General features: G+C 72.8%; 21 protein-coding genes and 1 pseudogene. 15 read left to right on the forward strand and 7 right to left on the reverse strand.

Annotation, left to right across the window (positions count from 1 at the left end; genetic code table 11):
* Positions 1-39: 39 nt before the first annotated feature.
* A complete protein-coding gene (locus ABZU25_RS28235) occupies positions 40-1,038 on the forward strand; it encodes an aldo/keto reductase family protein (RefSeq protein WP_355032393.1) in 999 nt (332 codons plus the stop codon).
* A gap of 70 nt (positions 1,039-1,108) precedes the next feature.
* Here the strand turns inward: ABZU25_RS28235 and ABZU25_RS28240 are convergent, their stop codons facing one another.
* Both ABZU25_RS28240 and ABZU25_RS28245 read right to left on the reverse strand, forming a co-directional pair.
* The gene (locus tag ABZU25_RS28240) at positions 1,109-1,906 is read right to left on the reverse strand and encodes a site-2 protease family protein (protein WP_355032394.1); all 798 of its coding nucleotides are present in this window, start codon (positions 1,904-1,906) and stop codon (positions 1,109-1,111) included.
* A complete protein-coding gene (locus ABZU25_RS28245) occupies positions 1,906-2,106 on the reverse strand; it encodes a hypothetical protein (protein WP_030337978.1) in 201 nt (66 codons plus the stop codon). The genes ABZU25_RS28240 and ABZU25_RS28245 overlap by 1 nt, the downstream gene beginning before the upstream one ends.
* Before the next feature lie 144 nt (positions 2,107-2,250).
* Here ABZU25_RS28245 and ABZU25_RS28250 point away from each other — a divergent pair.
* The 4 genes and pseudogenes from ABZU25_RS28250 to ABZU25_RS28265 form a co-directional block, all read left to right on the forward strand.
* Positions 2,251-3,636, forward strand: a pseudogene (locus ABZU25_RS28250) (serine/threonine-protein kinase); the annotation flags it as partial.
* Positions 3,637-4,339: 703 nt separating this feature from the next.
* On the forward strand, positions 4,340-6,220 hold the full coding sequence (locus tag ABZU25_RS28255) for a bifunctional adenosylcobinamide kinase/adenosylcobinamide-phosphate guanylyltransferase (RefSeq protein WP_355032395.1): 1,881 nt from the start codon (positions 4,340-4,342) through the stop codon (positions 6,218-6,220).
* Positions 6,210-6,983, forward strand: coding sequence for an adenosylcobinamide-GDP ribazoletransferase (locus tag ABZU25_RS28260; protein WP_355032396.1), 774 nt, complete (start codon positions 6,210-6,212; stop codon positions 6,981-6,983). The genes ABZU25_RS28255 and ABZU25_RS28260 overlap by 11 nt, the downstream gene beginning before the upstream one ends.
* A gap of 67 nt (positions 6,984-7,050) precedes the next feature.
* On the forward strand, positions 7,051-8,340 hold the full coding sequence (locus ABZU25_RS28265; RefSeq protein WP_355032397.1) for a DUF2314 domain-containing protein: 1,290 nt from the start codon (positions 7,051-7,053) through the stop codon (positions 8,338-8,340).
* Positions 8,341-8,480: 140 nt separating this feature from the next.
* Here ABZU25_RS28265 and gcvT read toward each other — a convergent pair whose 3' ends face one another.
* Positions 8,481-9,611, reverse strand: coding sequence for a glycine cleavage system aminomethyltransferase GcvT (gcvT, locus tag ABZU25_RS28270; RefSeq protein WP_355032398.1), 1,131 nt, complete (start codon positions 9,609-9,611; stop codon positions 8,481-8,483).
* 162 nt (positions 9,612-9,773) lie between these two features.
* Between gcvT and ABZU25_RS28275 the strand changes: the two genes are divergently transcribed.
* Positions 9,774-11,348, forward strand: coding sequence for a leucyl aminopeptidase (locus ABZU25_RS28275; RefSeq protein ID WP_355032399.1), 1,575 nt, complete (start codon positions 9,774-9,776; stop codon positions 11,346-11,348).
* Between the two features lie 52 nt (positions 11,349-11,400).
* Here the strand turns inward: ABZU25_RS28275 and ABZU25_RS28280 are convergent, their stop codons facing one another.
* Positions 11,401-11,727: a hypothetical protein gene (locus ABZU25_RS28280; RefSeq protein WP_355032400.1), complete on the reverse strand. Its 327-nt coding sequence runs from the start codon at positions 11,725-11,727 to the stop codon at positions 11,401-11,403.
* Positions 11,728-11,906: 179 nt separating this feature from the next.
* Between ABZU25_RS28280 and lpdA the strand changes: the two genes are divergently transcribed.
* Together lpdA and sucB are read left to right on the forward strand one after the other, a co-directional pair.
* The gene (gene lpdA / locus ABZU25_RS28285; RefSeq protein WP_355032401.1) at positions 11,907-13,298 is read left to right on the forward strand and encodes a dihydrolipoyl dehydrogenase; all 1,392 of its coding nucleotides are present in this window, start codon (positions 11,907-11,909) and stop codon (positions 13,296-13,298) included.
* 67 nt (positions 13,299-13,365) lie between these two features.
* Positions 13,366-15,210: a 2-oxoglutarate dehydrogenase, E2 component, dihydrolipoamide succinyltransferase gene (sucB, locus tag ABZU25_RS28290; protein ID WP_355032402.1), complete on the forward strand. Its 1,845-nt coding sequence runs from the start codon at positions 13,366-13,368 to the stop codon at positions 15,208-15,210.
* A 64-nt stretch (positions 15,211-15,274) separates the two neighbouring features.
* Here the strand turns inward: sucB and ABZU25_RS28295 are convergent, their stop codons facing one another.
* Entirely contained in the window at positions 15,275-16,210 is a 936-nt protein-coding gene (locus ABZU25_RS28295) for an SDR family NAD(P)-dependent oxidoreductase (RefSeq protein ID WP_355032403.1), read from the reverse strand.
* A gap of 209 nt (positions 16,211-16,419) precedes the next feature.
* Here ABZU25_RS28295 and ABZU25_RS28300 point away from each other — a divergent pair, with 209 nt between their 5' ends.
* Positions 16,420-17,757, forward strand: a complete 1,338-nt coding sequence (locus ABZU25_RS28300) for a low temperature requirement protein A (RefSeq protein ID WP_355032404.1) — start codon at positions 16,420-16,422, stop codon at positions 17,755-17,757.
* A 90-nt stretch (positions 17,758-17,847) separates the two neighbouring features.
* On the forward strand, positions 17,848-18,351 hold the full coding sequence (locus ABZU25_RS28305) for a hemerythrin domain-containing protein (RefSeq protein WP_355032405.1): 504 nt from the start codon (positions 17,848-17,850) through the stop codon (positions 18,349-18,351).
* Here ABZU25_RS28305 and ABZU25_RS28310 read toward each other — a convergent pair.
* A complete protein-coding gene (locus ABZU25_RS28310) occupies positions 18,341-18,754 on the reverse strand; it encodes a MerR family transcriptional regulator (protein WP_355032406.1) in 414 nt (137 codons plus the stop codon). The two genes, ABZU25_RS28305 and ABZU25_RS28310, sit on opposite strands and share 11 nt — an antisense overlap.
* 56 nt (positions 18,755-18,810) lie before the next feature.
* On the opposite strand from ABZU25_RS28310, the gene ABZU25_RS28315 reads away from it, so the two are divergent.
* Both ABZU25_RS28315 and ABZU25_RS28320 read left to right on the forward strand, forming a co-directional pair.
* Positions 18,811-19,809 carry an aldo/keto reductase gene (locus ABZU25_RS28315; RefSeq protein ID WP_355032407.1) on the forward strand — a complete coding sequence of 333 codons (999 nt, stop codon included), beginning with the start codon at positions 18,811-18,813 and terminating at the stop codon, positions 19,807-19,809.
* Between the two features lie 70 nt (positions 19,810-19,879).
* Positions 19,880-20,779, forward strand: a complete 900-nt coding sequence (locus ABZU25_RS28320; protein WP_355032408.1) for a TIGR01777 family oxidoreductase — start codon at positions 19,880-19,882, stop codon at positions 20,777-20,779.
* Between the two features lie 83 nt (positions 20,780-20,862).
* Here the strand turns inward: ABZU25_RS28320 and ABZU25_RS28325 are convergent, their stop codons facing one another.
* A complete protein-coding gene (locus ABZU25_RS28325) occupies positions 20,863-22,116 on the reverse strand; it encodes a PHB depolymerase family esterase (protein WP_355032409.1) in 1,254 nt (417 codons plus the stop codon).
* 226 nt (positions 22,117-22,342) lie between these two features.
* On the opposite strand from ABZU25_RS28325, the gene ABZU25_RS28330 reads away from it, so the two are divergent.
* The 3 genes from ABZU25_RS28330 (at position 22,343) to lipB (ending at position 26,252) form a co-directional block, all read left to right on the forward strand.
* Positions 22,343-24,175: a DUF2079 domain-containing protein gene (locus ABZU25_RS28330; RefSeq protein WP_355032410.1), complete on the forward strand. Its 1,833-nt coding sequence runs from the start codon at positions 22,343-22,345 to the stop codon at positions 24,173-24,175.
* 56 nt (positions 24,176-24,231) lie between these two features.
* Positions 24,232-25,476: a hypothetical protein gene (locus ABZU25_RS28335; protein ID WP_355032411.1), complete on the forward strand. Its 1,245-nt coding sequence runs from the start codon at positions 24,232-24,234 to the stop codon at positions 25,474-25,476.
* A gap of 134 nt (positions 25,477-25,610) precedes the next feature.
* Positions 25,611-26,252, forward strand: a complete 642-nt coding sequence (gene lipB, locus ABZU25_RS28340; RefSeq protein WP_355032412.1) for a lipoyl(octanoyl) transferase LipB — start codon at positions 25,611-25,613, stop codon at positions 26,250-26,252.
* Positions 26,253-26,299: the final 47 nt, after the last annotated feature.

The raw sequence follows: 26,299 nt of genomic DNA on the forward strand, positions 1-26,299 counted from the left end.
CGGTCGACGACGGTGATCCACCGGGGCTAGGGTCGGTACATGGAATTCCGACACCTGGGCCGTTCAGGTCTACTGGTCAGTGAAATCTCGTACGGCAACTGGATCACCCACGGTTCACAGGTCGAGGAGGACGCGGCGTTCGCCTGCGTCCGGGCCGCCCTCGACGCGGGGATCACCACCTTCGACACCGCCGACGTGTACGCCGGCACCCGGGCCGAGGACGTGCTCGGCCGGGCGTTGCAGAACGAGCGTCGCGAGGGCCTGGAGATCTTCACCAAGGTCTACTGGCCGACCGGGCCGGGTCGCAACGACCGGGGCCTGTCCCGCAAGCACATCATGGAGTCGATCAACGGCTCGCTGCGCCGGCTGCGCACCGACTACGTGGACCTCTACCAGGCCCACCGCTACGACAGCAGCACCCCGCTGGAAGAGACGATGGAGGCGTTCGCCGACGTCGTGCACTCCGGCAAGGCGCACTACATCGGCGTCTCCGAGTGGACCGCCGAGCAGCTGCGCGCCGCCCACCCGCTCGCCCGGGAGCTGCACATCCCGCTGGTCTCCAACCAGCCACAGTATTCGATGCTCTGGCGGGTCATCGAGGCTGAGGTCGTGCCGGCCAGCGAGGAGCTGGGCATCGGGCAGATCGTCTGGTCGCCGATGGCACAGGGCGTGCTCTCCGGCAAGTACCTTCCGGGGCAGCCGCCGCCGGCCGGTTCCCGGGCCACCGACGAGAAGTCGGGTGCGAGCTTCATCTCCCGGTTCATGAACGACGACGTGCTCACCCGGGTCCAGCAGCTCAAGCCCCTCGCGGAGCAGGCCGGGCTCAGCATGGCCCAGCTCGCCGTGGCGTGGGTCCTGCAGAACCCGAACGTCTCGTCGGCGATCATCGGCGCGTCCCGCCCCGAGCAGGTGCACGACAACGTCAAGGCGGCCGGGGTGAAGCTCGACTCCGGGCTGCTCAAGGCGATCGACGAGATCGTCGAGCCGGTCACCGAACGAGACGCGGCGAAGACCGAGTCCCCCGCACAGCGTCCCTGACGCCGGACCGGTCCGGTCGGCGCACCCACGCGCCGACCGGACCGGTCAGCTCAACTCCGCCCGTCGCCGGTCAGCTCTGCCAGAACCGGATCAGGTCGAGACCGACGGCGTAGAGCCATGAGGGCAGGCCGAGCAGGTCACCGACCGCGAAGACCGCGTCGAAGAACCAGCCGCCGATCCGCGGGTTCCACAACAGCGCGAAGAGCAGCAGGAAACCGTACGGCGCGAACAGGTCGTACATCTTGCGCCACTGCGGGTTGAGCCACGGCTGGATCATGTTGCCGCCGTCCAGGCCGGGCACCGGAAGCAGGTTCAACACGCTCGCGGTGAGCTGGAGGAAGGCGAGCAGCGCCACCCCGGCCCAGAACTCCACCGGGCCACCCGACTGGGTGCCGATCCGTATCGCCGCCACCAACACCAGCGTGAACAGCACGTTTGTCGCCGGGCCGGCGAGGCTGACCAGCGTGTGCCGCAGTCGGCCCGGGATGGCGTGCCGGTCCACCCAGACCGCGCCGCCGGGCAGGCCGATGCCACCGAGCAGCACCACCACCACCGGCAGCACTATCGACAGCAGCGGGTGGGTGTACTTCAACGGGTTGAGCGTCAGGTAGCCGCGGTGGGCGATGTCCCGGTCGCCGGCCCGGTAGGCCACCACCGCGTGGGCGTACTCGTGCAGGCAGAGCGAGACCAGCCAGCCGGACACCACGAACAGGAACACGTTGAACCGGACGCTGCCGTAACCGTTCCACGCCAGCACCCCGCTGACCGCGAAGAGGGCGACCAGGCCGAGGAAGACCGGGCTGGGCCGAAACGCCGCCTTGGGTACGCCGAGGACCAGCCCGTCGGCTCCCGGCCGGTCGTAGGCCATCACTCGGCCGTGGGCAGCAGGCTCATCCGGTACTCCACCCGGTCGTCCTCCACCAGTGCGACCGAGGTGACGCCGGACGCCGCGAGCTCCCGCCAGGTCTGACCGATCCAGGATTCGGCGTCGGCCTGGCTGCCGAACGACTCCGCCGGTCCCTCGACCGTCTGGCCGTCCGTGCCCTCGTACCGCCAGCTCCACGCCATGCCGCGTCTCCCCTCGCCGCTGATGTCCCCGTGGGACGAACCCTCGCCAGCGTAGTCGGCCCGGCGCGCAACGGCCGCTCGCTCGCCCCGGCGGGACCCACGGGGTGGATCAATCCGATCGACGCCGGCCGGTACGGTGGCTCGGTGCTGACACGGGGAGTACTGCTCGGCGACCGGTACCGGCTGGGCGAGCGGGTGGCGACGGGTGGGATGGGCGCGGTCTGGCGCGGCACGGACGTGCTGCTGGAACGCGAGGTCGCCGTGAAGGTGCTGCTGCCGTCTCTGGTCGCCGATCCGGAGTTCACCGCCCGGTTCCGGGCCGAGGCGCGGATGCTGGCCGCGCTGCGGCACCCCGGCGTGGTCCCGGTGCACGACGTGGGGCAGGCCGCGCTCGACGACGGCAGCCAGGTCGACTACCTGGTGATGGAGTACGTCGAGGGCGAGCCGTTGTCCGCCCGGGTACGCGCGGCGGGGCGGCTGGATCCGGCCACCACCATGTCGGTGCTGGCCCAGGCCGCCGACGCGCTGCACACCGCCCACCTCGCCGGCATCGTGCACCGGGACGTGAAGCCGGGCAACCTGCTGGTCAAGGCGGACGGCACTGTGGTGCTCGTCGACTTCGGCATCGCCCGGTCGCGCGGCATGGCCGGGCTCACGGCGGCGAACATGGTGCTCGGCACCGCCTCGTACATGTCCCCGGAGCAGGCCAGCGGGCAACCGGTCTCGGCCGCCACCGACGTCTACGCGCTCGGCGCGGTGGCGTACTTCTGCCTCGCGGGGCAGCCGCCCTTCCACGGTGACAGCCCGCTGGCGGTGGCGTTGCGGCACGCCCAGGAGGAGCCGGCGGCGCTGCCGGCGGACACCCCGCCGGCGGTCGCCGCCGTGGTGGCCCGCGCACTGGCCAAGCGCCCGGCGGACCGGTTCGGCAGCGCCGCCGAGCTGGCCGCTGCCGCCGCCGACGCCCGCGACTCGACTCTGGCCCGCATCCCGGTGTCCGCCCGCCCACCGTGGGCGTTGGCCGCCCCGCCCGTGCCGACCGCCACCCCGCCCGCTCCGCTCGCCGTCGCACCGCCGGCCGTCGCACCGCCCGTCAAGGGCGCCACGCCGGCGGCCCTCGCACCGGCCAACGCAGGCCCCCACTCGGCCGTCCCGAGCCCCACGCCGCCCGGGTCGGCATCCGCGCCGACACCGCCGGTCCCGCCCACGGACCCGGGTTCTGCCCTGCCAGCCTTCGACGCCCGACCGGCCCGAAGCGGGGCGACCCGCGAGGACCCGCTGCTGCCGTCGGCTCGGCGGCGCGGGCCACTGCTGGTCGGCGTGGGCGCGATCGTCCTCGTCGCGCTGGTCGCCGGAGCCGTGGCGGCGCTGCGACCCGATGCCGGCGTTGGCAGGACGACCAGTCCAGCGGCGCTGACGGGTGGATCGACGTCGGGTGCCGGCGTCGCGCCACCGACCGCAGACACCACCACCCCGGGACCCCGACCCAGCGGCCCGCCGAGCGCCGGCCGGACCGCGACCGCCACACCGACCGGCGGTGGCCGATCGGGTACCCCCGCCGGCGGCGGCCCGGCCACCCGCAGCGCGGCACCGGGGACCAGGCCGACCGGGGCGGCCAGCGGCAGACCGACTCCCAGTGGCAGCGCGGCGAGCCGGCCCAATCCGTACACGGCGGCGCAGGCGTGCGGCAGCGGCTATCAGGTGATCGACTCGGCGACGCTGACCGACGGGGGCAGTCGCCGGCAGGGCCGGGTCTACCTGCTCTACCACTCGGGCAACGGCAACAACTGCGTGGTCACCCTGAAGGACACCGCGGTCGGCACGAAGTCGGCGGTGTCGGCGTACCTGGAGGTGCAGGGACGGGTCCGCGGCACCGACAGCGGGTCCTTCGACTACTACGCGGGACCGGTGCGGGCGTCCGCCGCCGGTGCGTGCGTGAAGTGGGGCGGCGCGACCGGCGGGGTCAGCTACGGCAGCGGCTTCGAACACTGCGATTGACCGCCGGCCCTCCCGCGTACGGGAAGGAGCTGGCAGGCCAGATCTTGGACACTTTCCGTTCCGCGCTAACGGAAACGGTCCAAGATTGCCAGCGATCGCGGGCGAAGCGGCGCGGGGTGGAAGAGCTCGTGCAGGGGAAGCGGACGCTTGCCAGCAATGGACGCGGAACGGACTTTCGATCTCCGGGAGGGCTGGGGCGACGTGCCCAGACTCCGAGGAGGCGAACTAAGGTACGGGCATGTCCGTAGACGGGTGGAACACGGTCCTGGTGCTCGGCGGGACCCGGTCCGGCAAGTCCGAGTTCGCCGAGTCCCTGGTCACCGACGCTCCGGTGGTCCGCTACCTCGCCACCGCGCCCGAGGGCGACCCGGAGGACACCGAGTGGGCGACCCGGCTGGCGGCGCACCGCGTCCGGCGGCCGGGCAGTTGGACCACCGAGGAGACCTCCGAGGACCCGCGCCGGCTGGCCGACGTGCTCGCGTCCGCCGAGCCCAACGAGACGCTGCTCGTCGATGACCTGGGCGGCTGGGTGACGGTGCTGCTCGACCCGGATCACCAGCCGGCCGACGACGTGGCGACGATCGCGGAGCTGGCCGAGGCGATCCGCACCTGCCCGGCCCGGGTGGTGCTGGTGAGCCCCGAGGTGGGGCTGTCGCTGGTGCCGACCACCCCGCTGGGTCGGGCGTTCACCGACGCGTTGGGCGCTGCCAACCGCGCGGTCGCCGACGCCTGCGACGCGGTGGCTCTCGTGGTCGCCGGCCAGCCGGTCTGGCTGAAGCCGACCGCCAGCGTGACCGCCCCGGCGGTCCCCGCCAGCGCGCGCGCCCAGGTGGTGGCGGCGCACCTGGCCGACGCCGAGCCCACCCCCGAGGTGCAGCTGCCCGACGTGCTGACCCACACGCCGCCGGTCGTGCCGAGCCAGGAGCCCGGCAACCCCTGGGCCGCCCCGACCATGACGCTGCCGATGGTGGCCACCGGGCTGGTCATCCAGCCGGGCATGGAGCTGCCGATGCCCGACGAGTACGCGGGCCCGCAGGCGGTGGACCGGCTGGCCACGCTGGACGTACCGGGCGCCGGGCTGGGCGTGCTGGACCGGGTGGTCGGTTTCGCCGCCGCCACCCAGGGCACCGCCACCCCCCAGGCCTGGGGGTCGGTGCGGGTGTTGCTGCTGCACGGCGACCACGCCGGCGGGGCGTCGGCCGGCACCGTCGCCGGTGAGTCGGCGCGGCGGGCCGCACAGGCCCGCGCCGGCCGGGGCGCGTTGGCGCGACTCGCCGCCGAGAGCGGCGCCAGCCTGCAGGTGGTGGACACTCCCGCCGCCGCGCCGATGGAGGACCAGCCGGCGCTCTCGCTCGACCAGGTGGAGTCCGCGCTGCGCTACGGCTGGCGGCTCGCCGAGCAGGCCGCCGACGCGGGCGTACAGCTGCTGGTGCTGGGGGCGTGCGGAGCCGGCACCGAGGCGGCGGCCGCGGCGGTGCTCGCGGCGACCGCGGGCGCGGAGCCGCCCGCCGTGCTGGGCCGGGTCATCACCGAGTCCGGCGAGATCGACGACGCGGCGTGGATGATCCGCTGCGCGGCGGTACGCGACGCGCTGCACCGCACCCGCCGCTCGTCGCGCGGTGCCAAGGACATCCTGGCCGAGCTGGGCGGCGGCGACGTGGCGGTGGCCAGCGGCGTGCTGCTCGGCGCCACCGCCCGCCGGGTGCCGGTGCTGCTCGACGGGCCGGTCGGGCTGGCCGCCGGCATGGTCAGCCGCGACCTGGCCGGGCAGGCCCGGCACTGGTGCCTGCTCGCCGACCATGGCGGTCACCCGGCGGTGCGGCTCGCCGCCGACGTGCTCGGCCTCACCCCACTGCTCGACCTGCGGATGGATCTCGGCGAGGGCGCGAACGCGCTTGTCGCGCTCCCGCTGCTGCGCTCGGTGCTCGCCCTGGCCGCCGCCCTGCCGGTCCACCCGTCGCTCGGCGGCGACGAGGACCAGAGCCCGAGCGCCGACGAGCCGGCCTACCCTGACGCGACTCTCGACGAGTCCGACTTCGCCGAGCCGGAGCCGGCCGGTCCGGGTCCGGCGAGCACCGGGGCGGACGAGCAGCCGGCGTCGGGTTGGCGTGCCGGCTGAGTCGCGGTTCCTCGCGGGAACCCGGCTGGCGGTCACCACGTTCACCACGCTGCCGGTGCGGGCCGGGCGGATCGACCGCCCGGTCGCCGGCATCGCGATGGCACTCGCCCCGCTGGTCGGCGCGCTGCTCGGCGCCCTGCTGGCCGGTGTGCTGCTGCTGACCGGCGCGTTCGCTCCCCCGCTGGTGGCCGCGGGTGTGACGGTCGGCGTGGCCGCACTGCTCACCCGCGGGCTGCACCTGGACGGGCTGGCCGACACCGTGGACGCGCTCGGCTCGTACCGGCGGGGGGCGGCCGCACTGGAGATCATGAAGAAACCGGACGTCGGCCCGTTCGGGGTGGTCGCCCTGGTGGTCGTCCTGCTGGTGCAGGCGGCGGCGCTGGCCGACCTGGCGGGGCGGTCCGGGCCGGCGACTCTCGCGGCGGTGGTCGCGGCGACCGCCGCCGGGCGGTTCGGCGTCACAGTGGCCTGCCGGCGGGGAGTGCCGGCGGCCCGACCGGACGGGCTCGGCGCGCTGGTGGCGGGCACGGTCGGCCCGGTGGCACTGGCCGTCGGCGCGGTCGCCGTCGCGCTGCTGGCGGTGCCCGCGGTGCCGGGCCGCCCGTGGCAGGGGCCGCTGGCCGTCGCCGCCGCACTCGCCGTCGCCCTCGCGCTGCTGACCCACGTGGTACGCCGGCTCGGCGGGATCACCGGCGACGTGCTCGGAGCGACAGTCGAAGTGGTCACCACGCTGGTCTACCTGGGTGTGGTGCTGTCCGCCTGAACCGGGCACGGCAGGCCGGGTAGCGTTCGGCTCGACAGCACCGGCACGGCCCACCGGGGGACCCAGCATGCTCATCACTGACGACTTCCTGCCCGTACCGGTGCCGGAGTCGCTCAGCGCGACCTACCTGGTGCCGATGGCGGGGCTGCCGAAGGTCAGCGCGAAGACCGCGGTGGCGGCGTTGAGCGGCCGGCTGGCCGAGCCGGTGCACGGGCTGGCCCGGCAGATGCTGGACAGCCCGCTGATGAGCGTCGACACCCGGCCGATCGCCGATTTTCCCGAGCTGCCACCGGACCTGCTCACCGCGTTCGGCGCCACCGAGGAGCAGTTGGCCCGGCTGGCCGCGGCGACCCACCTGGTGGTCGTGCAGGCCGAGTACCGGCCCGGCTGGCCACCCGCGCACGAGTGGGCGGCCCGCGCTGTCGCGGCCGCGGTGGCGGAATCCGCCGACGGCGACGTGGTGGACGTCTTCGGGTTGCAGTTCCTCGACCCGGCGACCGCGCTGCGCTCACTCCCCGACGAGCAGGGCCGCATCCGACTTGTCGACTGGGTGCTGGTGCCGTACTCCTCGGACACCGAGGGGCTGTGGTTCACCACCAAGGGGCTGCGCCGCTTCGGGCTGCTCGAACTGCAGACCCAGGGGGTGCCCGACCACCTCACCCGCGCCTGGGGTGCGGTGATGACCGGGGCGGCCCGTCGGCTGCTGCGGGACTGGACCGACGGGCTCACCGGCGAGGAGGTGCCGGCGTTCGTGCAGCTGCCGGTGCTGGCCACGGTCACCGGGCACGACATCGCGGTGGCGTACGGCAACCCGGAGCAGCACGGCGCGACGGCCCCGGTGCTGCTGCGCCTGGAGTTGGACCCGGCGACCGACCCGGAGGCCGACTCGTTCCTGAGCCTGCGCCCGCCGGCCGGGCACCCGGGCCCGGACGGGCGCTACTTCGCCGCCGCCTGCGCCACCCTGTTCTCCGGGATCCAGCCGGACGTGCGCTACGCCCGCTCCGGTGACGCGATGAGTCGGGCGGTCGCCACCGCGCGAAAGGCGCTGGGCGACGCGCGGGCCCGGTTCGTGGCCGCTCAGTTGCCCGCCGAGTCGCAGTTGGTGGTCAAGTACGGCCTGCCCGGCGACGACGGCCCGGAGTACGTCTGGGCGGGCGTGACCTCGTGGGAGACCCCGGAACGGATCGTCGGCGTGAGCGCCAGCGACGCCAACACCGATCCGAGCGTGCGGATCGGCGCCCCGGTCGTGGTGGAGGCCACCGACGTGGTCGACTGGGCGATCCTCGACGCCACCGGCGTCATCGAGGGCGGCTGGACCCAGGCCGTCCTGGACTCCGGCACCCCCCCGACCCCCTAACCCCCCACCCGCCCCGCCCCGCCCCGCCCCTGTTGATCAAGAGGTTTGCGTCAGGTTCGCGGGCGCGGATGACGCAAACCTCTTGATCAACGGTCGAAGCCCCGGTGGGCGGAGCCCCCGGGGTGGGGGTGGGGTGGGGGTTAGCGCACCGAGGGGGTCACGAAGGGGGGTTTGGTCAGGGTCAGGGGGGCTCGGCGGCCCCGGATGTCGATCTCGACCTGGTCGCCTTCGGACAGGTTGGCGTCGGTGTCCAGCAGGGCCAGCGCGATGCCCTGCTTGCGGGTCGGCGAGAAGGTGCCGCTGGTCACCTCGCCGACCTGCCGGTCACCCACGTGCAGGGTCATGCCGGGGCGCGGAATGGCCCGGTCGACGGCGACCAGGCCGCGCAGCGTACGACGAGGGCCGGCGGCCTTCTCGGCGAGCAGCGCGTCGCGGCCCCAGAAGGCCGGCTTGTCCCAACCGACGGCCCAGCCCGAGCGGGCCTGCACCGGGGTGATGTCCGCCGAGAGGTCCTGCCCGTGCAGCGGGTACCCCATCTCGGTACGCAGCGTGTCCCGGGCGGCCAGCCCGCAGGCCCGCAGCTCGAACGCCTCCCCCGCGGCGAACAGCGCGTCCCAGACGGTCACCGCGTGCTCCGCCGGCACCACCAGCTCGTATCCCAGCTCGCCCGTGTAGCCGGTGCGGCAGACGGTCAACTCCACCCCGGCCAGGCTCGCCGCGGAGAAGCTCATGTAGCCGTGCTCGGTGGGCAGGCCGAGGGCGGCCAGCAACTCGGCAGAGCGAGGGCCCTGCACGGCCAGCACGGCGTACCCCTCGTGCTCGTCGGTGACGGTGACCTGCGCGGGCGCGGCGGCGCGCAACCGGCGCACCACCTCGGCGGTGTTCGCCGCGTTCGGGATGAGGAAGACGTGGTCGTCGGCGTACAGGTAGGCGATGATGTCGTCCACCACACCACCGGTGGCGTCGTCGCAGCAGAGCGTGTACTGCGCCCGGCCCGGACCGATCCGGCCCAGGTCGTTGCTGAGGCAGGAGTTGACGAAGCCAGCCGCGCCGGGCCCACTCACCCGGGCCTTGCCGAGGTGCGACACGTCGAAGACCCCGACCGCGGTACGCACCGCGGTGTGCTCCTTGAGCACCCCGCCGCCGGCGTACTCCAGCGGCATCTCCCAGCCCCCGAAGGGGGCGAACTTGGCGCCGGCGGCGATGTGCCGCTCGTGCAGCGGGGAACGGCGCAGCCGGGTCGCGGCGGCGTCGAAGGTCACGTCGGTCATGGGTGGCAACTTACCGGGGACACGGTCGCTGGTTAGCATCGGCGGGAGCCCGCTGGCACTGTCGGCGGGACAGCCATGACGTTCGGCGGGTACGTTCCGCCGGAGACCTTCACCGCTGGTACGCGACGCCGCGACCGGCCCGGCCCGCCCGGAGTAGCTTCAGTGACATCACCCCGCACGACCAACCTGAGCCTGGTCGACACCGACCCGGCCGAGCTCGCCGTCGACGCGATCGTGATCGGCGTGCACAGCCAGACCGGAGAGCAGGGCGCCACCAGCGGCCTCGCCGGCACCCTGCTGCTCGCCAGCGGCGCGGAGAGCATCGCCGTCGCGTTCGACGGAAAGCTGACCGAGACGCTGGCGCTGCTCGGCGCGACCGGTGGGCCGGGTGAGGTCATCAAGTTGGCCACGCTGGGCACCGTGACCGCCCCGCTGGTCGCCGCGGTGGGGCTCGGCCCGGAGCCGTCGGGCGCCGCTCCGGCCCCGGAGGCGTTGCGCCGGGCCGCCGGTTCGGCGATCCGGGCCCTGGCGGGCGCGTCCAGGGTCGCGCTGTCCATGCCGCTGCCGGACGACACGGACGCGTCGGCTGAGCTGCGCGCGGTCGCCGAGGGCGCGCTGCTCGGTGGGTACCGGTTCGCCGGTTACAAGACCCGGCCGCAGCCGACCCGGCGGGAGCCGGTGACCGAGGTGCTCATCGCGGTGCCGGACGCGGGCGACGCGGGCGCCCAGGCGGAGATCACCCGGGCGCAGGTGGTGGCGGGTGCGGTCCGGCTCACCCGGGACTGGGTGAACACCGCTCCGAACGAGTTGCGTCCGCCGTCGTTCGCCGACGCGGTCGCCGGTGCCGCCCGGGACGCGGGCCTCGGCGTCGAGGTGCTGGACGAGGCGGAGCTGGCCGCCGGCGGTTACGGCGGCATCGTCGCGGTCGGGCAGGGCTCGGAGGCCCCGCCGCGGCTGGTGAAGCTCACCTACACGCCGCAGGACGGCGGCAACGGCAAGCGGGTCGCGCTGGTCGGCAAGGGGATCACCTTCGACACCGGCGGCATCTCGATCAAGCCGGCGCAGGGCATGTGGGAGATGAAGTCCGACATGGGCGGCGCGGCCGCGGTGGGCGCGGCCATGCTGGCGATCGCCGCGCTGAAGCCGGCGGTGGCGGTCAGCGCCTACCTGCCGATGGCGGAGAACATGCCGTCGGGCACCAGTTACCGGCCGGGTGACGTGATCACCATGTACAACGGCAAGCGGGTCGAGGTGCTCAACACCGACGCCGAGGGCCGGATGATCCTGGGCGACGCGATGGCCCGCGCCTGCGAGGACGGCACCGACTACCTGTTCGAGACCTCCACCCTGACCGGCGGCCAGGTGGTCGCGCTGGGCAAGCGGGTGGCGGGCGTGATGGGCACTCCGGAGCTGTGCGAGCGGGTCCAGGCGGTCGGCGACGCCGTCGGCGAGCCCGCCTGGCCGATGCCGCTGCCCGACGACGTGCGCAAGGGCATGGAGTCCGACGTGGCGGACATCTCGCAGGTCAACGCCGGGATGGACCGGGCCGGTCACATGCTGCAGGGCGGGGTCTTCCTGCGCGAGTTCGTGACCGACGACGTGGCGTGGGCGCACATTGACATCGCCGGGCCGAGCTACCACTCGGGCGAGCCGACCGGCTACTGGACCAAGGGCGGCACCGGCGTCCCGGTCCGCATGCTGGTGCAGCTCGTCGAGGATGTCGCCGCCAACGGCTGACGATCTGCCGACCCGGGGCGTCCTCCTCCTGGGGGCGCCCCGGTCGCGTTCACTACCGCTCGGGGCGGCGTTTACGCCGTTCGTTGAAGTCGCGCATCCGCTGCGGGTAGCCCATCAGCCGGACGTCGTACACCGGGATGCCCATCCGGTACGCGAAGCGCCGCGCGCCGTCCGGGCCGTCGATGCGACGCCGGGTCCACTCCCCGTCGTCGGCGATCAGGATGACGGTGGTCTCCGTCACCGTCGTCCGGGGTTCGATGAACGCCTCGACGCCGCGCCGGCTCCGGATGAAATTCTCCAGATGCTCCAGGTCGCCACGATCGGCGGCACGGTCACGGCTCGACACAGCCGTCTGTTTGCGGCGCCGGAACAACCCCACCGGATCTCTCCCCCATGGTGCGTCAATCGACAACGGTGCCAAGGGTACGTGTCGCCGACGTGTCGTTGGGCACCTCGGTACGCACCCTGTGCCCGGTGGTGACAAGATGACCGAGGTGGGGTGTGCCTGTGTTACACCCCCGTGACCCCCGATGCAGCGACGCGACCTGGGAGTTGGACGTGAGCGAGCCGAACGAAGCGACCTTCGACATTGTCATCCTCGGAGGTGGCAGCGGCGGTTACGCGGCGGCGCTGCGCGCCGCCCAGCTGGACCTGAAGGTCGCGCTGATCGAGAAGGGCAAGCTCGGCGGCACCTGCCTGCACAACGGCTGCATTCCGACGAAGGCGCTGCTGCACGCGGCCGAGATCGCCGACCAGGCCCGCGAGTCGGAGCAGTTCGGTGTGAAGGCCGAGCTGATCGGCATCGACATGGCCGGGGTCAACGCGTACAAGGACGGCGTGATCTCCCGCCTGTACAAGGGCCTGCAGGGCCTGGTGGGCGGTTCGAAGAACATCACCTTCGTGGCCGGCGCGGGCAAGCTCGTCGGCAAGAACGTCGTCGAGGTCGACGGCAAGCGCTACACCGGCCGCAACCTGATCCTGGCCTCCGGCTCGTACGCCAAGAGCCTGCCCGGCCTGGAGGTCGACGGCGAGCGGATCATCACGAGCGACCACGCCCTGACGATGGACCGGGTGCCGTCGTCGGTGATCGTGCTCGGTGGCGGCGTGATCGGCGTCGAGTTCGCCAGCGTGTGGAAGTCCTTCGGGGTGGACGTGACGATCGTCGAGGCGCTGCCCCGGCTGGTCGCCGCCGAGGACGAGGAGTCGTCGAAGGCGTTGGAGCGGGCGTTCCGCAAGCGGAAGATCAACTTCAAGGTCGGCAAGCCGTTCGAGAAGGTCGAGAAGACCGAGAGCGGCGTCAAGCTGACCATCCAGGGCGGCGACACCGTCGAGGCGGAGCTGCTGCTGGTCGCCGTGGGTCGCGGCCCGAACACCGCCAACCTCGGGTACGAGGAGCAGGGCGTCACGATGGACCGCGGCTACGTGCTTACCGACGAGCGGCTGCGCACCAGCGTGCCCAACGTCTACGCGGTCGGTGACATCGTGCCTGGCCTCCAGCTCGCGCACCGCGGCTTCCAGCAGGGCATCTTCGTCGCCGAGGAGATCGCCGGGCAGACCCCGGCCGTGATCGACGAGGTCGGCATCCCGCGGGTCACCTACTGCGACCCGGAGCTGGCGTCGGTGGGTCTCACCGAGGCGAAGGCCAAGGAGCAGTACGGGGCCGACAAGGTCCAGGCGTACAACTACCCGCTGGGCGGCAACGGCAAGAGCCAGATCCTCAAGACCACCGGCTTCGTGAAGCTGGTCCGGGTCGAGGACGGCCCCGTCGTCGGCGTCCACATGGTCGGCGCGCGGGTGGGTGAGCTGATCGGTGAGGCGCAGCTCATCTACAACTGGGAGGCGTACCCGGCCGAGGTCGCCCAGCTCGTGCACGCCCACCCGACCCAGAACGAGGCCCTGGGCGAGGCGCACCTGGCCCTCGCCGGCAAGCCGCTGCACGCGCACGCCTGATCACCCAAACCGCGGCGTCCGGCGACGGGCGAAGATCCCCCAAGGGGAATGAAGGAGTCTGGAGAACATGCCGGTATCGGTCACCATGCCCCGGCTCGGCGAGAGCGTCACCGAGGGCACCGTCACGCGCTGGCTCAAGCAGGAGGGCGACACCGTCGAGGTCGACGAGCCCCTGCTCGAGGTCTCGACCGACAAGGTCGACACCGAGATCCCGTCGCCCGCGGCGGGCGTGCTGAGCCGGATCGTGGTCGGCGAGGACGAGACCGCCGAGGTCGGCAGCGAGCTGGCGGTCATCGCCGGTGAGGGCGAGTCGACCGGCGGTGGCGAGGCCGCCGCTCCGCAGGAGCAGGCACCGGCCGAGGCCGTCGAGCCGGCCACCGAGCCGACCGCCGCCGCCGAGGGCACCGCCGACGAGGTGGCCCAGGACGAGGCCCCGGCCGAGACGCCGGCTCCGGCCGCCGCCTCGTCGGGCGAGGGCACCGCGGTGAAGATGCCGGCCCTGGGTGAGAGCGTCACCGAGGGTACTGTCACCCGCTGGCTCAAGCAGGTCGGCGAGACCATCGAGGTCGACGAGCCGCTGCTGGAGGTCTCCACCGACAAGGTCGACACCGAGATCCCGTCGCCGGTCGCCGGCACCGTGCTGGAGATCAAGGTCGCCGAGGACGAGACCGCCGCGGTCGGCGCCGACCTGGCGATCATCGGCGTTGCCGGCGCGGCCCCCGCGCCGGCGAAGACCGAGCCGAAGCCCGAGCCGAAGGCGGAGGCCAAGCCGGCGCCGAAGGCCGAGCCGAAGCCGGCGCCGAAGGTCGAGGAGCCGACGCCGGGCCTGTCGTACAACGAGCCGGCCGCGGAGACCGAGAGCTCGGCGCAGCCGGCGAAGACCGAGCAGGCCGCCCAGCCGGCCGCGCCGGCCTCGACGCCGCCGCGCCCGTCCGCCCCGGCACCGGGCGGCGGCGAGGAGGCCGCCGGGTACGTCACGCCACTGGTGCGCAAGCTGGCCAGTGAGCACGGCGTCGACCTGGCCGCGCTCAACGGCACCGGCGTGGGTGGCCGGATCCGCAAGCAGGACGTCCTCGACGCGGCCGAGAAGGCGAAGGCCGCCACTGCCGCTCCCGCCGCCGCGCAGCCGGCCACCGCGTCGTCGGCAGCCCCGGCCAAGCCGGCCGCGAAGCCGCAGCCGAGCAACAAGCGGGGCACCACCGAGAAGCTGCCGCGCATCCGGGCGACAATCGCCAAGCGGATGCAGCAGTCGCTCCAGGAGACCGCCCAGCTCACCACCGTCGTCGAGGTGGACGTCACCCGGGTCGCCAAGTTGCGGACGCGGGCGAAGGAGTCGTTCCAGGCCAAGCACGGCGTGAAGCTGTCCTTCCTGCCGTTCTTCGCGCTCGCCGCCATCGAGGCGCTCCAGACGTACCCGATCATCCAGGCCAGCATGGACCTGGACGGCGGCACGATCACCTACCCGGCGGCCGAGCACCTGGGCATCGCCGTGGACACCGAGCGCGGGCTGCTCGTGCCGGTCATCCACAACGCCGGTGAGCTCAACATGGGCGGCATCGCCAAGCGGATCGCCGACCTGGCCGAGCGCACCCGGGCCAACAAGATCACCCCGGACGAGATGGCCGGGGCGACCTTCACGGTGACCAACACCGGCAGCCGGGGCGCGCTCTTCGACACCCCGATCGTGCCGTCGCCGCAGTCGGCGATGCTCGGCACGGGTGCCGTGGTCAAGCGGCCGGTCGTGGTCAACGACCCGGAGCTGGGCGAGGTCGTCGCGATCCGGTCGATGGTCTACCTGGCCATGTCCTACGACCACCGGCTGATCGACGGCGCCGACGCGGCCCGCTTCCTGACCGCTGTCAAGGAGCGGCTGGAGGCCGGCAACTTCGAGTCGGAGCTGGGCCTGTCCTGATCCCCCGCCAACGCCGACAAGGCGCCCCGGTCGTCGACCGGGGCGCCTTGTCGTTGGGCGTGCCTCAGCCCTTCAGCAGATCGGTCGAGACCTTCCAGAGCCGCTCGGCGGCCTCCGGGTCCAGCGCGTACGCCGCGACTCCCGTCCGCCCGCCGGGCTGGGCGGGGGCGGCCTCCTGACAGTCCTCGAAGTAGCGCCCACCCACGCCGTCGAGCAGCGGCGACGCGGCGACCAGCACCGAGGTGGCGGCACCCTGCTCGACGGTCTTCCAGGCCGCCGCGTTGCCCGCGCGCAGTCGGTCCAGCTCCTCCTCGCTGACGTAGCGCTGCAGGTTGGTCCGGATCGCGCCGGGCATCAGCGAGTTGGCCGTGATGCCGTCGTCGGCCCAGCGGCGGCTCGCCTCCACGGCGAAGAGCACGTTGGCCGTCTTGGACTGCCCGTACGCCTGCCACGGCTCGTACTCCCGCCTGTCGTACTGGATGTCCTCGAAGACCACCGGTGAGCGCAGGTGGGCGGCGGAGCTGACCGAGACGATCCTTGCCCCGCCGTCGGCGGCGAGCGCCGGGCGTAGCCCGGTGGCGAGCGCGAAGTGCCCCAGGTGATTGGTGGCGAACTGCATCTCCCAGCCCTGTGGGGTGCGGGACAGGGGGGCCGCCATGATGCCGGCGTTGTTGACCAGGATGTGCAGCGGGCCGTCCCAGTTGGCGACGAAGTCGGCGACGGACCCCTGGTCGACGAGGTCGAGCGGCGCGACCATGACCCGGTCGTTGCCGGTGGTGGCGGTGATGTCGTCGGCGGCCTGCTGGCCGGCGTCGGGGTTGCGGACGGCCAGTGTGACCTCCGCGCCGGCGCTGGCCAGGGCGCGGGCGGTCTCCACGCCGATGCCGGACGACCCGCCGGTGACGATCGCCCGCCGGCCGACGAGGTCCACGCCCCGGATCACGTCCATGGCCGTGGAGGTGTGGGCGAACGAAGTGGTGATCGGGTTTTTCGTCGTCATGATCCATCCTTGTCCAGGGTGGGTCGGACCGGCCGGCCCGCTGCCGGAGGCCGCTGGCGGCCATAATTCGGCCTCCACGCCGACAGATGCGCTCCGGACCGAATGAAGGTTGGTCCAGGCGTTCCCGCCCGGGGCCGGAGGTAACGCTCGGCCGCGCTGCCATCGCCGTTCGGGCCTTCGACCAGGCCGGACGCTGCCACAGTGGGACCGTGGGCAGCTACCGGCGGGGTGGGCAACTGGGCCCCGCCGTCCCGATCGCCCCCGGTGCCCGGGTCGACAAGTTCGAGGTCTTCTTCGACCTGGTCTTCGTCTTCTCGTTCTTCATCATCACCCGAGCGACCGCCGCCAACATCTCCGGCCGACAGTTGCTGCACGCCGGCCTGGTGCTCGCCGTGCTCTGGTGGATCTGGGTGGTGCACAGCCTGGTCGCCACCCGGGTCCGGCTCGGTGAGGGCTACGTCCCGGTGCTCATGGTGATCGCCATGGTGGCCCTGTTCGCGTTCGCGCTGGCGCTGCCGCAGGCGTTCAGCGACCCGAAGGGGAGCGCTGGCGGCCCGATGCTGGTGGCCGTCAGCTACGTCGTGGTCCGCGCCGTCCACATGATCCTTTACCAGCACGTGGTGAAGGACAGCCCGCAGGAGCGGCGACAGCTGCGGCGCTTCGCCCCGGAGCTGGCGGTGAGCATCGTGCTGTTGCTGGCCGCCGCGTTGATCCCGCCGCAGATCGCCGACCCGGACCGGGCCGCCATGGTCCGCGACGGGCTGTGGATCTCCGTGGTGGTGGTGCAGTACGCGACCGGCTTCATCGTCGGCACCTGGGGCTGGGGGGTGACCAGTGCCGAGCACTGGACGGAGCGCTACGACCTCATTTTGATCATCGCGCTGGGTGAGTCCATCATCTCCACCGGGGTGGGCGGCAATCTGCTCGGCAAGCCGGTGACCTGGCCGGCGGTGGCGGCCGCGGCGCTCGGCATCGTGATCACGGCCGCCCTCTGGTGGGCGCACTTCGACTTCATCGGGCCGGCGGCCCGGATCGCCCTGCACGCGGCGGAGGGTGGCCCCCGGGTGGCCATGGCCCGCGACGCGTACGCGTACCTCTACTTGCTGATGATCGCCGGGGTGATCCTCTTCTCCATCGGCAACGAGGAGGTTCTGCACAAGATCACTGACCCGGCCGGCGGAATCGCCGAGAAGGTCGAGGGACCAGCGGTGCCGATGCTCTTCGGCGGGTTGATCTGCTACTTCGCGGTCAACCTGGCGTTCCAGCTGCGCACCCTGCACACCGTCAGCTGGACCCGCGTCGGCGTCATCGTGGTGCTCACGGCGGCTCTTCCGATCGGTCAGCACCTGCCGGCGCTGGGCACACTCACCCTCGCGACAGTGATCTGCGTGGGGCTGATCATCGTGGAGGTGATGGTGATGTCGGGTTCCCGGCACGCGCTACGGGCCGCCGTCTTTCAGGAGCGGACCACCCACGAGGCCCACGAGGCCGCCTGGCGGGCCCGCTGGCACGACGTCCGGGAGACCGACGAGCCGACCACCCCGTGACCCACGGGATAGACTCCGGCGCAGCGTCGCAGTGCACCCGGCCCGAAGGCCGCCGTGGGCATGGAGGCGCGGGGACAGCATGGGACGAACGTGCACCCGAGCGATTCACCGGCCGGCCGGCTCGCTGCCGTCGGCAATCAGATGATCGAGATCCACCTCTGGCTCAGCGCGGAACTGGCCCGTCTGCGGGCCAGCCTCGACACCGCTGGCGACGCGCGGGCGTCCCGGGACCTGCGGGCGCACTGTCTGACCTTCTGCGCCGCGCTCGGTCGACACCACACCGGTGAGGACACCGGCGCGTTCGGGCTGCTGGCCGAGCAGGTCCCCGAGCTGCGCCCGGTCATCGCGAACCTGATCACCGACCACGAGGTGGTGGCGGGGATCCTGGAGCGGGTCGAGGCGCTGCTCGCCGGCGACACGGCAGTGCCGCGCCCCCAGCTGCGCGCCGAGCTGGACGGTTTGGCCGCGCTGCTGGAGTCGCACTTCCGCTACGAGGAGAAACGGCTGGTCAGCGCACTGAACGCGCTCACCGGCCAGCCCGGGACGACCGAGGGACTCCTCGGCCTGACCGCGCCGCCGCACGTCACCGGCTGACGGCTGGGCCGATCCCGGTGGCGTGCTCGGTCGCCGAGACCGGCTCGGGCAGCCGCTCGTAGAAGCGGATCTTCTCGCGGAGGTGGTCGTACTGGCGCTGGAGCAGGCGCATCTGCTCCTCCACCCGCACCGCGTGGTGTCGCAGCAGTTCGCGCCGCTCGTCGGCGGTGTGCTCGCCCTCGCGGGCCAGTTGCGCGTAGCGGCGCATCTGCGCGATCGGCATCCCGGTGTCACGCAGGCAGCGGAACAGCACCAGCCAGCCGAGGTCGTCATCGGTGAAGACCCGCTGACCGCCCGCCGTCCGCTCCACGTCGGCGAGCAGGCCGATCTTCTCGTAGTACCGCAGGGTGTCCAGGCTGAAGCCGCTGCGGCGGGCGGCCTCGGAGGGGGCGTAACCGCTCATGTCGCGAGATCGTAGTGCTTGACCTGGAGTGCGCTCCAGGTTGGAGGCTGGTCGCCATGACGACGACACGAACGCTGGGACGCAGCGGCATCACGGTGAGCGCCATCGGGATGGGGTGCTGGGCGATCGGCGGGCCGCTCTGGGGCGACGACGGGCAGCCGTTCGGCTGGGGCGAGGTGGACGACGACGAGTCGATCCGCACCATCCACCGGGCGCTCGATCTCGGGGTGACAGTGTTCGACACGGCCAGCAACTACGGTGCCGGGCACAGCGAGCGGATCCTCGGCCGAGCCCTGGCCGGCCGGCGGGACAGCGCGGTGATCGCCACCAAGTTCGGCAACGTCAGCGAGGAGACCACCCGGCTGGCGCTCGGCACCGACAGCAGCCCCACGTTCGCGGTCCGCAGCCTGGAAGACTCGCTGCGCCGGCTCGGCACCGATCACGTCGACCTGTACCAACTGCACATCAACGAGCTGCCGGTGCCCGCCGCACTCGACCTGGTCGACACCCTGGAGGGCCTGGTCGACCAGGGCAAGATCCGGGCGTACGGCTGGAGCACCGACAACCCCGCCTCGGCGGAGGCGTTCGCGGCTGCCGGCCCGCACTGCGCCGCGATCCAGCACGACGAGTCGGTGCTGCGCGACAACGCGTCGGTGCTGGCGGTCTGCGACAGCCACGACCTGGCCAGCCTCAACCGCGGCCCGCTCGCGATGGGGCTGCTCACCGGGTCGACCCGGGCGGTCGGGGCGGACGACGTGCGCGGGCGGGCGCCGGAGTGGCTGGAGTGGTTCACCGACGGTCGGCCGACGCCGCGCTGGGCGGCCCGGGTGGACCAGGTCCGGGCGGCGCTCACCGCCGACGGGCGAACCCTCGCGCAGGGCGCGCTCGGCTGGCTGCTGGCGCGTAGCCCGCGTACCGTCCCGATCCCGGGCCTGCGCACCGTCGCGCAGGCCGAGGAGAATCTGGCCACCCTGGCGCTCGGCCCGCTGAGTGCCGAGTCCTACGCGGAGGTGGAGCGGCTCCTGGCCGATCTGCGTCCCGCCCAGGCGGCCTGACCACCGACCGGGCCGGTGGCGTCGGCCGCCCCACGCATCCGGCGGCGGCATTCTGGGCAAGGATGTGGGCATGCGGATCCTTCTGGCCGGCGCGTCCGGCTTCCTCGGCACCCGGCTGGCCGACCGGCTCACGGCAGACGGGCACCAGATCACCCGGCTGGTCCGTCGGCCGCCGCGCGACCCGCAGGAGCGGCAATGGGACCCGGCCGCCGCACAGCTCGACCCGGCCGTGGTCGCCGAGGCGGACGCGGTGGTCAACCTGGCCGGCGCGGGCGTCGGCGACAAGCGCTGGGACGACGACTACCGGCGGTTGATCCGCACCAGCCGGGTGGACAGCACCACCACGCTGGCGACGACAGTCGCCGGGCTTCCCCCCGCCGACCGCCCCCGGTCGTTGCTCAACTCCTCGGCGGTGGGGTGGTATGGCAACACCGGCGACCGGGCGGTCGAGGAGGACGCGCCGGCCGGCGAGGGGTTCCTGGCCGACGTCTGCCGGGTGTGGGAGGCCGCGACCCGGCCGGCCGAGGACGCCGGGGTACGCGTCATCCGGCTCCGCACCGGCCTCCCGCTGCACCGCGACGGTGGGCTGCTCAAGCCGCAGCTGTTGCCGTTCAGGCTGGGCATCGCCGGCCGGCTGGGCAGTGGCCGGCAGTGGCTGCCGTGGATCTCGTTGGCCGACTGGCTAAACGCAATGTGCTTCCTACTGGACCACGACGAGGTCGCCGGCCCGGTCAACGTGGTGGGCCCGAACCCGGTGACCAACGCCGAGTTCACCCGGGAGCTGGCCCGACAGCTGCACCGCCCGGCGATCATCCCGATCCCCGCGCTGGCGCTCAAGGTGGCCCTCGGCGGCTTCGCCCACGAGGCCCTAACCAGCACCAGAGTCCTCCCCGGCGCCCTAACCAGAGCCGCCTACCGCTACCAGCACCAAACCCTCCCAAGCGCCCTCCGAACAGCCCTGACCGCCTGAACAGCCCGTTGATCAAGAGGTTTGCGTCAGATTCCGGCTCCCGGATGACGCAAACCTCTTGATCAACAGAGTGGGGGTGGGGGTCAGCAGCCGATCACCCAGTAGTTGGGGGCGGTCTGCTTCAGGGCGCTGGTGTAGAAGGTGTTGTAGAGGCCCATTCGCTGGTTGGAGCCGTTCGCGTAGGCGTAGCCGCCGGACTGGTACGCCCGGCCGGCCGTCACGTGGGCGTAGTTGCTGGCCGTCACGCAGGTCGGCGGCGTGGTGGGCGTCGGGGTCGGGGTCGGGGTGGCCGTGGGGGTTGGGGTGGGGGTTGGGGTGGGGGTCGGGGTGGCCGTGGGGGTCGGGGTCGGGGTGGTGCCTCCGCCGTTCAGGCCGAAGAAGAGCGCGTCGCGGTACGTCGAGCAGATGGTGTCGAGGAAGTACGCCCCGGCGGTGCCGCACTGGTCGACCCCGGAACCCGGGTCGACCGGAGTGCCGTGGCCCATGCCGGAGACCCGGTACAGACGCACCTCGTCGTTGCCGTACACCTCCAGGCTCGTGTTGGCGGGCAGCGACGAGGAGCTGGTCGGCGTCTGCGAGATGCCGCGCACGTTGGTCCACTGGTCGCGGGACTCGGTGCCGTTGAGCGGGGTGACAGTCGAGTCCGAGGTGCCGTGCCAGATGGCCACGCGGGGCCGCGGGCCGGTGTAGCCGGAGTACGCGCCCCGAACCAGGTCGCCCCAGGCGGCCGGGGTCTTGTCCGCGCCCGGATTCATGCAGCTGAAGGCGTTGACCATGCTGGTGGCGCAGCGGTACGGGATGCCCGCGATGATCGATCCGGCGGCGAAGACGTCCGGGTACGTGGCGAGCATGACAGCGCTCATCGCCCCACCCGCGGAAAGCCCGCTGACGAAGACCCGGGAGCCGTCCACAGCGAAGTTCGCCTTGGCGTGGTCGACCATCTGCTTGATGGACAGCGCCTCGCCCTGGCCCCGGGCCGTGTCGCCGGCCTCGAAGAAGTTGAAGCAGGAGTTGGCGTTGTTGCCGGCCGGCTGCTGGGCGACGATCACTGAGAACTTCCACTGGTCGGCGTACTTCTGCCAGCCGGAGTTGGCGAAGTAGCCGGAGGCGTTCTGGACGCAGCCGTGCAGCAGCACCACGGCCGGGGAGTTGGCCGGCAGGTTGTCCGGCCGGTAGGCGTACATGGCGAGGTTGCCCGGGTTGGAGCCGAACCCGGTGACCTGCGTGAGGGTCGCGGCCTGGGCGGGTGCGGCGACGGCGACCGCGCCGGCTGCGGCGAGGACGAGCCCGGCGCCCACGCCGATCAGCCGGGTGAGGATGGACGAGGAGCGGCGCACGACGGGCCTCCTGAAGGGGCGGACTGTGAACTGGGTCACTGGCGAATTGCCGTGACGTTACGACGATGTGTCGCCGCCATGACATGGGCCGCGCTCACACATTCACGAGCGCCAAGGTGTACGCCGAACCGTCGACACGAGTCCTCCCCAACCCCACGCGACAACAACGGTCCCCTCCTTGCAGGTCTGACCGGCCTGTCCAGGTCCGGTTGGTAACGTCCGCTGCGTGCCGTCCTCCCCGTCGCTGGCCACCGGGCCCGCACCCGCGTCACCGCCGCGCGTCATCCGGGACCGCCGGGCCGACCTGATCGTCGTGCTTGTGGCGTCCGCGCTCGCCGTGTGGGTGACAAGTGGGCTGTGGCGGGACCCGAACGTCCGCACCATCACCGTCAACTCCAGCGACCAGGCGCTCTTCGAGTGGCTGTTGGCCTTCGGCGGGCACGCGGTCACCCACGGGGACAACCCGCTCTTCACGTACCTGATCAACGTCCCGGACGGCGTGAACCTCGCGGTCAACACCTCGATCACGGTGTACGCGGTGGTCTTCGCCCCGCTCACGTACCTGATCGGGCCGCCGGCCACCTTCCTGGTGATCCTCACCCTGAACCTGCTCGCCACCGCGCTGGCCTGGTACTGGCTGCTCTCCCGGCACCTGGTCCGCAGTCGGCTGGCCGCCGGGATCGGCGGCCTGTTCATCGCCTACTCCCCCGGCATGGTCTCGCACGCCAACGCGCACCTGAACTGGACCGCCGGCTGGCTGGTGCCGCTGCTGATCTGGGGGCTGTTCGCGCTGCGCCGAGCAGGGCACTGGCTACGCGACGGGGTGATCCTCGGCGTGCTGGTCGCGGTGGCCTTCTCGATCGCCGCCGAGGGGCTCTTCTTCACGGCGCTGGCGCTGGGAGTGTTCGTCGCCATCTGGGCGCTGCACCCGGCCAACCGGGCCGAGGCACGCGTCGCGCTGCCCACCTTCCTGCGCGGGCTCGGGGTGACCGCCGTGGTGGCCGGCGTGCTGCTGTCGTACCCGCTGTGGTTGCACTTCGCCGGGCCGCAACGGTTCCACGGCACCGGCTTCGACCCGGTGATCCACTCCGAGGACATCGCCGCGTTCGCCGCGTTCCCGCGCCGCTCGCTGGCCGGCGAGGCGGGGCTGGGCACCTCGTTGGCGCCGAACCCGACCGAGGAGAACTCGTTCTTCGGCGTCCCGCTGCTGGTGCTCACTGTCGTCTGCTTCGTCGCGCTCTGGCGGCGGGCCGACCCGAGCCGCCGGGCCACCCTCTGGGCGCTGGGCGTCCTCGCGCTGATCTTCTCGGTGCTCTCCTTCGGCCCGATCGCCAAGGTCGACGGGCGGCGCACCGACCTGCCCATGCCGTTCGACCTGCTCGGACAACTGCCGGTGGTGAACGCCGCACTGCCGGCCCGGCTGGCGCTGGTGGTCGCGCCGGTGATCGGGCTGCTCCTGGCGTACGCCGTCGACCAGTTGCGCGCTGCGCCACCCCGGTACCGCCCCACGGAGCTGGCCTGGGTGCTTGGGTTCGCGGCGGCCCTGGTGCCGCTGCTGCCCACCCCGCTGCTGACCGACGAGCGTGAACCGATCCCGCGGTTCATCACCTCCGGCACCTGGCGGGACTACGTCTCACCGGACGGCGTGCTGACCCCGGTGCCGTTGACAGTGGACATCTACCCGGACGGCCAACGCTGGCAGGCGTACGCGTTGTCGCACCGACAGGGCGAGTTCGCCATTCCGGGCGGCTTCTTCCTCGGCCCCGGCGGGCCGGACGGGCGCGGCCGGATCGGCCCGGTGCCCCGCACCCTGAGCGCGTTGATGGACCAGGCCGGCCGGACCGGACTGGTGCCGATCGTCACCGACGGGACGATCCGGGAGGTCCGGTCGGACCTGCGGCACTGGCGGATCGAGACGGTGGTGCTCGCCGACCGGGTGCACGGCGCGAAGTTCGAGGTCGACGAGGAGGCGCTGCGGCGGACCGGCATCGCCCTGTTCGGCCAGCCGCAGCGGGTCGACGACGTCTGGCTCTGGCGCATCCCGCCGACTGACCGGTAGCCGCGACGCGACCGACCGGGACGTCGTGACGGCCCTTCGTCGCGTCTAATGGACCGATGGGAATGACAGGCCGGCGACTGTGGCGCGCCGCCGTGGCCGGGGCTGCGCTGGGGCTGGTGACCCTCAGCGCGCCAACCGCCACGGCCGCGACCGGCACTGTCGCCGACCCCACGACCGGCGTGGTCCCGGCCCGGGTGCACGATCCGTGGCTGTGGCAGGCCACCGTGGGGCAACGCTCGGCCGGTCCGGCAGCGCTGGTGTTCTTCACCGACCGCACCCGCTACTTCGAGTCGACCGGTGTGCTGGTCGACCGGGACGGCGCGTACCGGCTGATCCCGATCGACATCGGTGAGGGGCACGGGTCGCTCTCCCCGGACGGGCGGCACTACCTGCGGCCGGGCTCCGGCCAACTGCTGGACCTCACCACCGGCCGCCAGCGCCGCACCGTGCCCCCCGGGGTCGCCCCGCTGGCCTGGTCGGCGGATGGGCGGCGCGTGCTGGGCACCCGGGACAACGACGACACGGTGATCACCTACGGGCCGGAGAATCAGCAGCTCAACAACCCGGAGAAGCCCGACGACCTGCTCGTTGTCGACCCGTTCGGGGGCACCGAGCAGGTGGTGGCCGCCGGCACCTTCGCCGCCCACCACGCGGCGGCCTGGTCGCCCGGCGGTGACGTGCTGGCGGTGGCCGGCCCGCCTGACGAGGCGGCGTCGATCGCCGCGCGACAACGGCTGGTGGTCGTCGACCCGACCGGCGGCACCCCTCGGTGGCAGGTCGACCTGGGCGATCGGCGGATGTTGGCCGGGCCGGCCGCCTGGCACCCGGACGGTCGACGGATCGCCCTGCTCGCCTTCGACGGCTGCGCCGGGCTGATGTGCACGGCGGAGCAGACGGCGGCACGCGCCCTGCGGATCGAGTTCCTGGACGCCGCCACCGGCCAGACCGTCGGCCAGCCGCTGACGGTCGCCGCCTCGACCAGCGAGATCGTCGGCTGGCGCGGCGACGACCCGGTGGTGGAGGAGGTGCGCGGGACGGGGCCGGACACGGACCGGCAGGCCGTTCTCGCCGCGCTGTCGCCCGGCGGCGGCCGGGAGGTGCTGGTGACCGCGCCGGTCGGGTCGACCGACCTGCTGGTGCCGGGTGACCTGCTGACCCGTGACGCGTTCGGTGGCCCGGAACGCCGGCCGTCGCCGTTCGCCGCCCCGGTCTGGCTGTACCTCGCGCTGGCCGTACCGCCGCTGCTCGCCGTGGCCCTCGTCGTTCGGCGCGTTCGTCGCCGCGGCGCGGTGTCGACGTGACGCCGAGCGGCCCGACCGGGCCGGGCGGACGCGGTCAGCCAACGCCACGGGCCCGCACCGGCAGCGGGCGCGATCCTCGCTGGTGAGGCGGCTCACCAGGGAAGATCGCCGGGTGCGGGACTAGGCTGGAGACCGTGACAACGACGATCTCCGGCCTCACGGCCGTCCGCGCCGGCCTGCTCGACTACCAGGCCGCCTGGGACGAGCAGCGGCGCCTGCACGAGTCGGTGGTGGCCGGCGAGCGTGGCGACACCGTGCTGCTGCTGGAGCACCCGAGCGTCTACACCGCGGGCAAGCGCACCGAGCCGTGGGACCGGCCGACGGACGGCACCCCGGTCGTCGACGTGGACCGCGGCGGCAAGATCACCTGGCACGGGCCGGGGCAGCTCGTCGGTTACCCGATCGTGCGGCTGCCCGACCCGGTGGACGTGGTCGCCTACGTCCGCCGGACCGAAGAGCTACTCATCGACGTGTGCGCCGAATTCGGGCTGGCCGCCGGGCGGATCGAGGGGCGCAGCGGGGTCTGGGTGCCCGAGGACGACCGGGGGCCGGCCCGCAAGGTGGCCGCCATCGGCATCCGGGTCGCCCGGGGCGTCACCCTGCACGGCTTCTCGATCAACTGCGACTGCGACCTGACGTACTTCGACCGGATCGTGCCGTGCGGCATCCGGGACGCGGGCGTCTCCTCGCTCACCGCCGAGCTGGGCCGCCCGATCGGCGTCGCCGACGTGCTCCCGGTGGTCGAGCGCCGGCTGTCCACCCTCGTCACGGTCTGAGACCCGGCCGAACGCCGGGATGACCGAAGGTCGGCCTACCCTCGGTC

The organism is Micromonospora sp. NPDC005215 (assembly GCF_040607915.1).
In the GTDB taxonomy this organism is placed as follows: Bacteria; Actinomycetota; Actinomycetes; order Mycobacteriales; family Micromonosporaceae; genus Micromonospora.

Excerpts from the sequence above, each read along its gene's own strand:
- sucB (WP_355032402.1), top strand. The coding sequence starts at position 13,366 with ATGCCGGTATCGGTCACCATGCCCCGGCTCGGCGAGAGCGTCACCGAG.
- ABZU25_RS28295 (WP_355032403.1), bottom strand. The coding sequence starts at position 16,210 with ATGACGACGAAAAACCCGATCACCACTTCGTTCGCCCACACCTCCACG.
- ABZU25_RS28335 (WP_355032411.1), top strand. The coding sequence starts at position 24,232 with ATGGGAATGACAGGCCGGCGACTGTGGCGCGCCGCCGTGGCCGGGGCT.
- gcvT (WP_355032398.1), bottom strand. The coding sequence starts at position 9,611 with ATGACCGACGTGACCTTCGACGCCGCCGCGACCCGGCTGCGCCGTTCC.
- ABZU25_RS28240 (WP_355032394.1), bottom strand. The coding sequence starts at position 1,906 with ATGGCCTACGACCGGCCGGGAGCCGACGGGCTGGTCCTCGGCGTACCC.
- ABZU25_RS28255 (WP_355032395.1), top strand. The coding sequence starts at position 4,340 with ATGTCCGTAGACGGGTGGAACACGGTCCTGGTGCTCGGCGGGACCCGG.
- ABZU25_RS28265 (WP_355032397.1), top strand. The coding sequence starts at position 7,051 with ATGCTCATCACTGACGACTTCCTGCCCGTACCGGTGCCGGAGTCGCTC.
- ABZU25_RS28310 (WP_355032406.1), bottom strand. The coding sequence starts at position 18,754 with ATGAGCGGTTACGCCCCCTCCGAGGCCGCCCGCCGCAGCGGCTTCAGC.
- ABZU25_RS28245 (WP_030337978.1), bottom strand. The coding sequence starts at position 2,106 with ATGGCGTGGAGCTGGCGGTACGAGGGCACGGACGGCCAGACGGTCGAG.
- ABZU25_RS28315 (WP_355032407.1), top strand. The coding sequence starts at position 18,811 with ATGACGACGACACGAACGCTGGGACGCAGCGGCATCACGGTGAGCGCC.
- ABZU25_RS28235 (WP_355032393.1), top strand. The coding sequence starts at position 40 with ATGGAATTCCGACACCTGGGCCGTTCAGGTCTACTGGTCAGTGAAATC.
- ABZU25_RS28320 (WP_355032408.1), top strand. The coding sequence starts at position 19,880 with ATGCGGATCCTTCTGGCCGGCGCGTCCGGCTTCCTCGGCACCCGGCTG.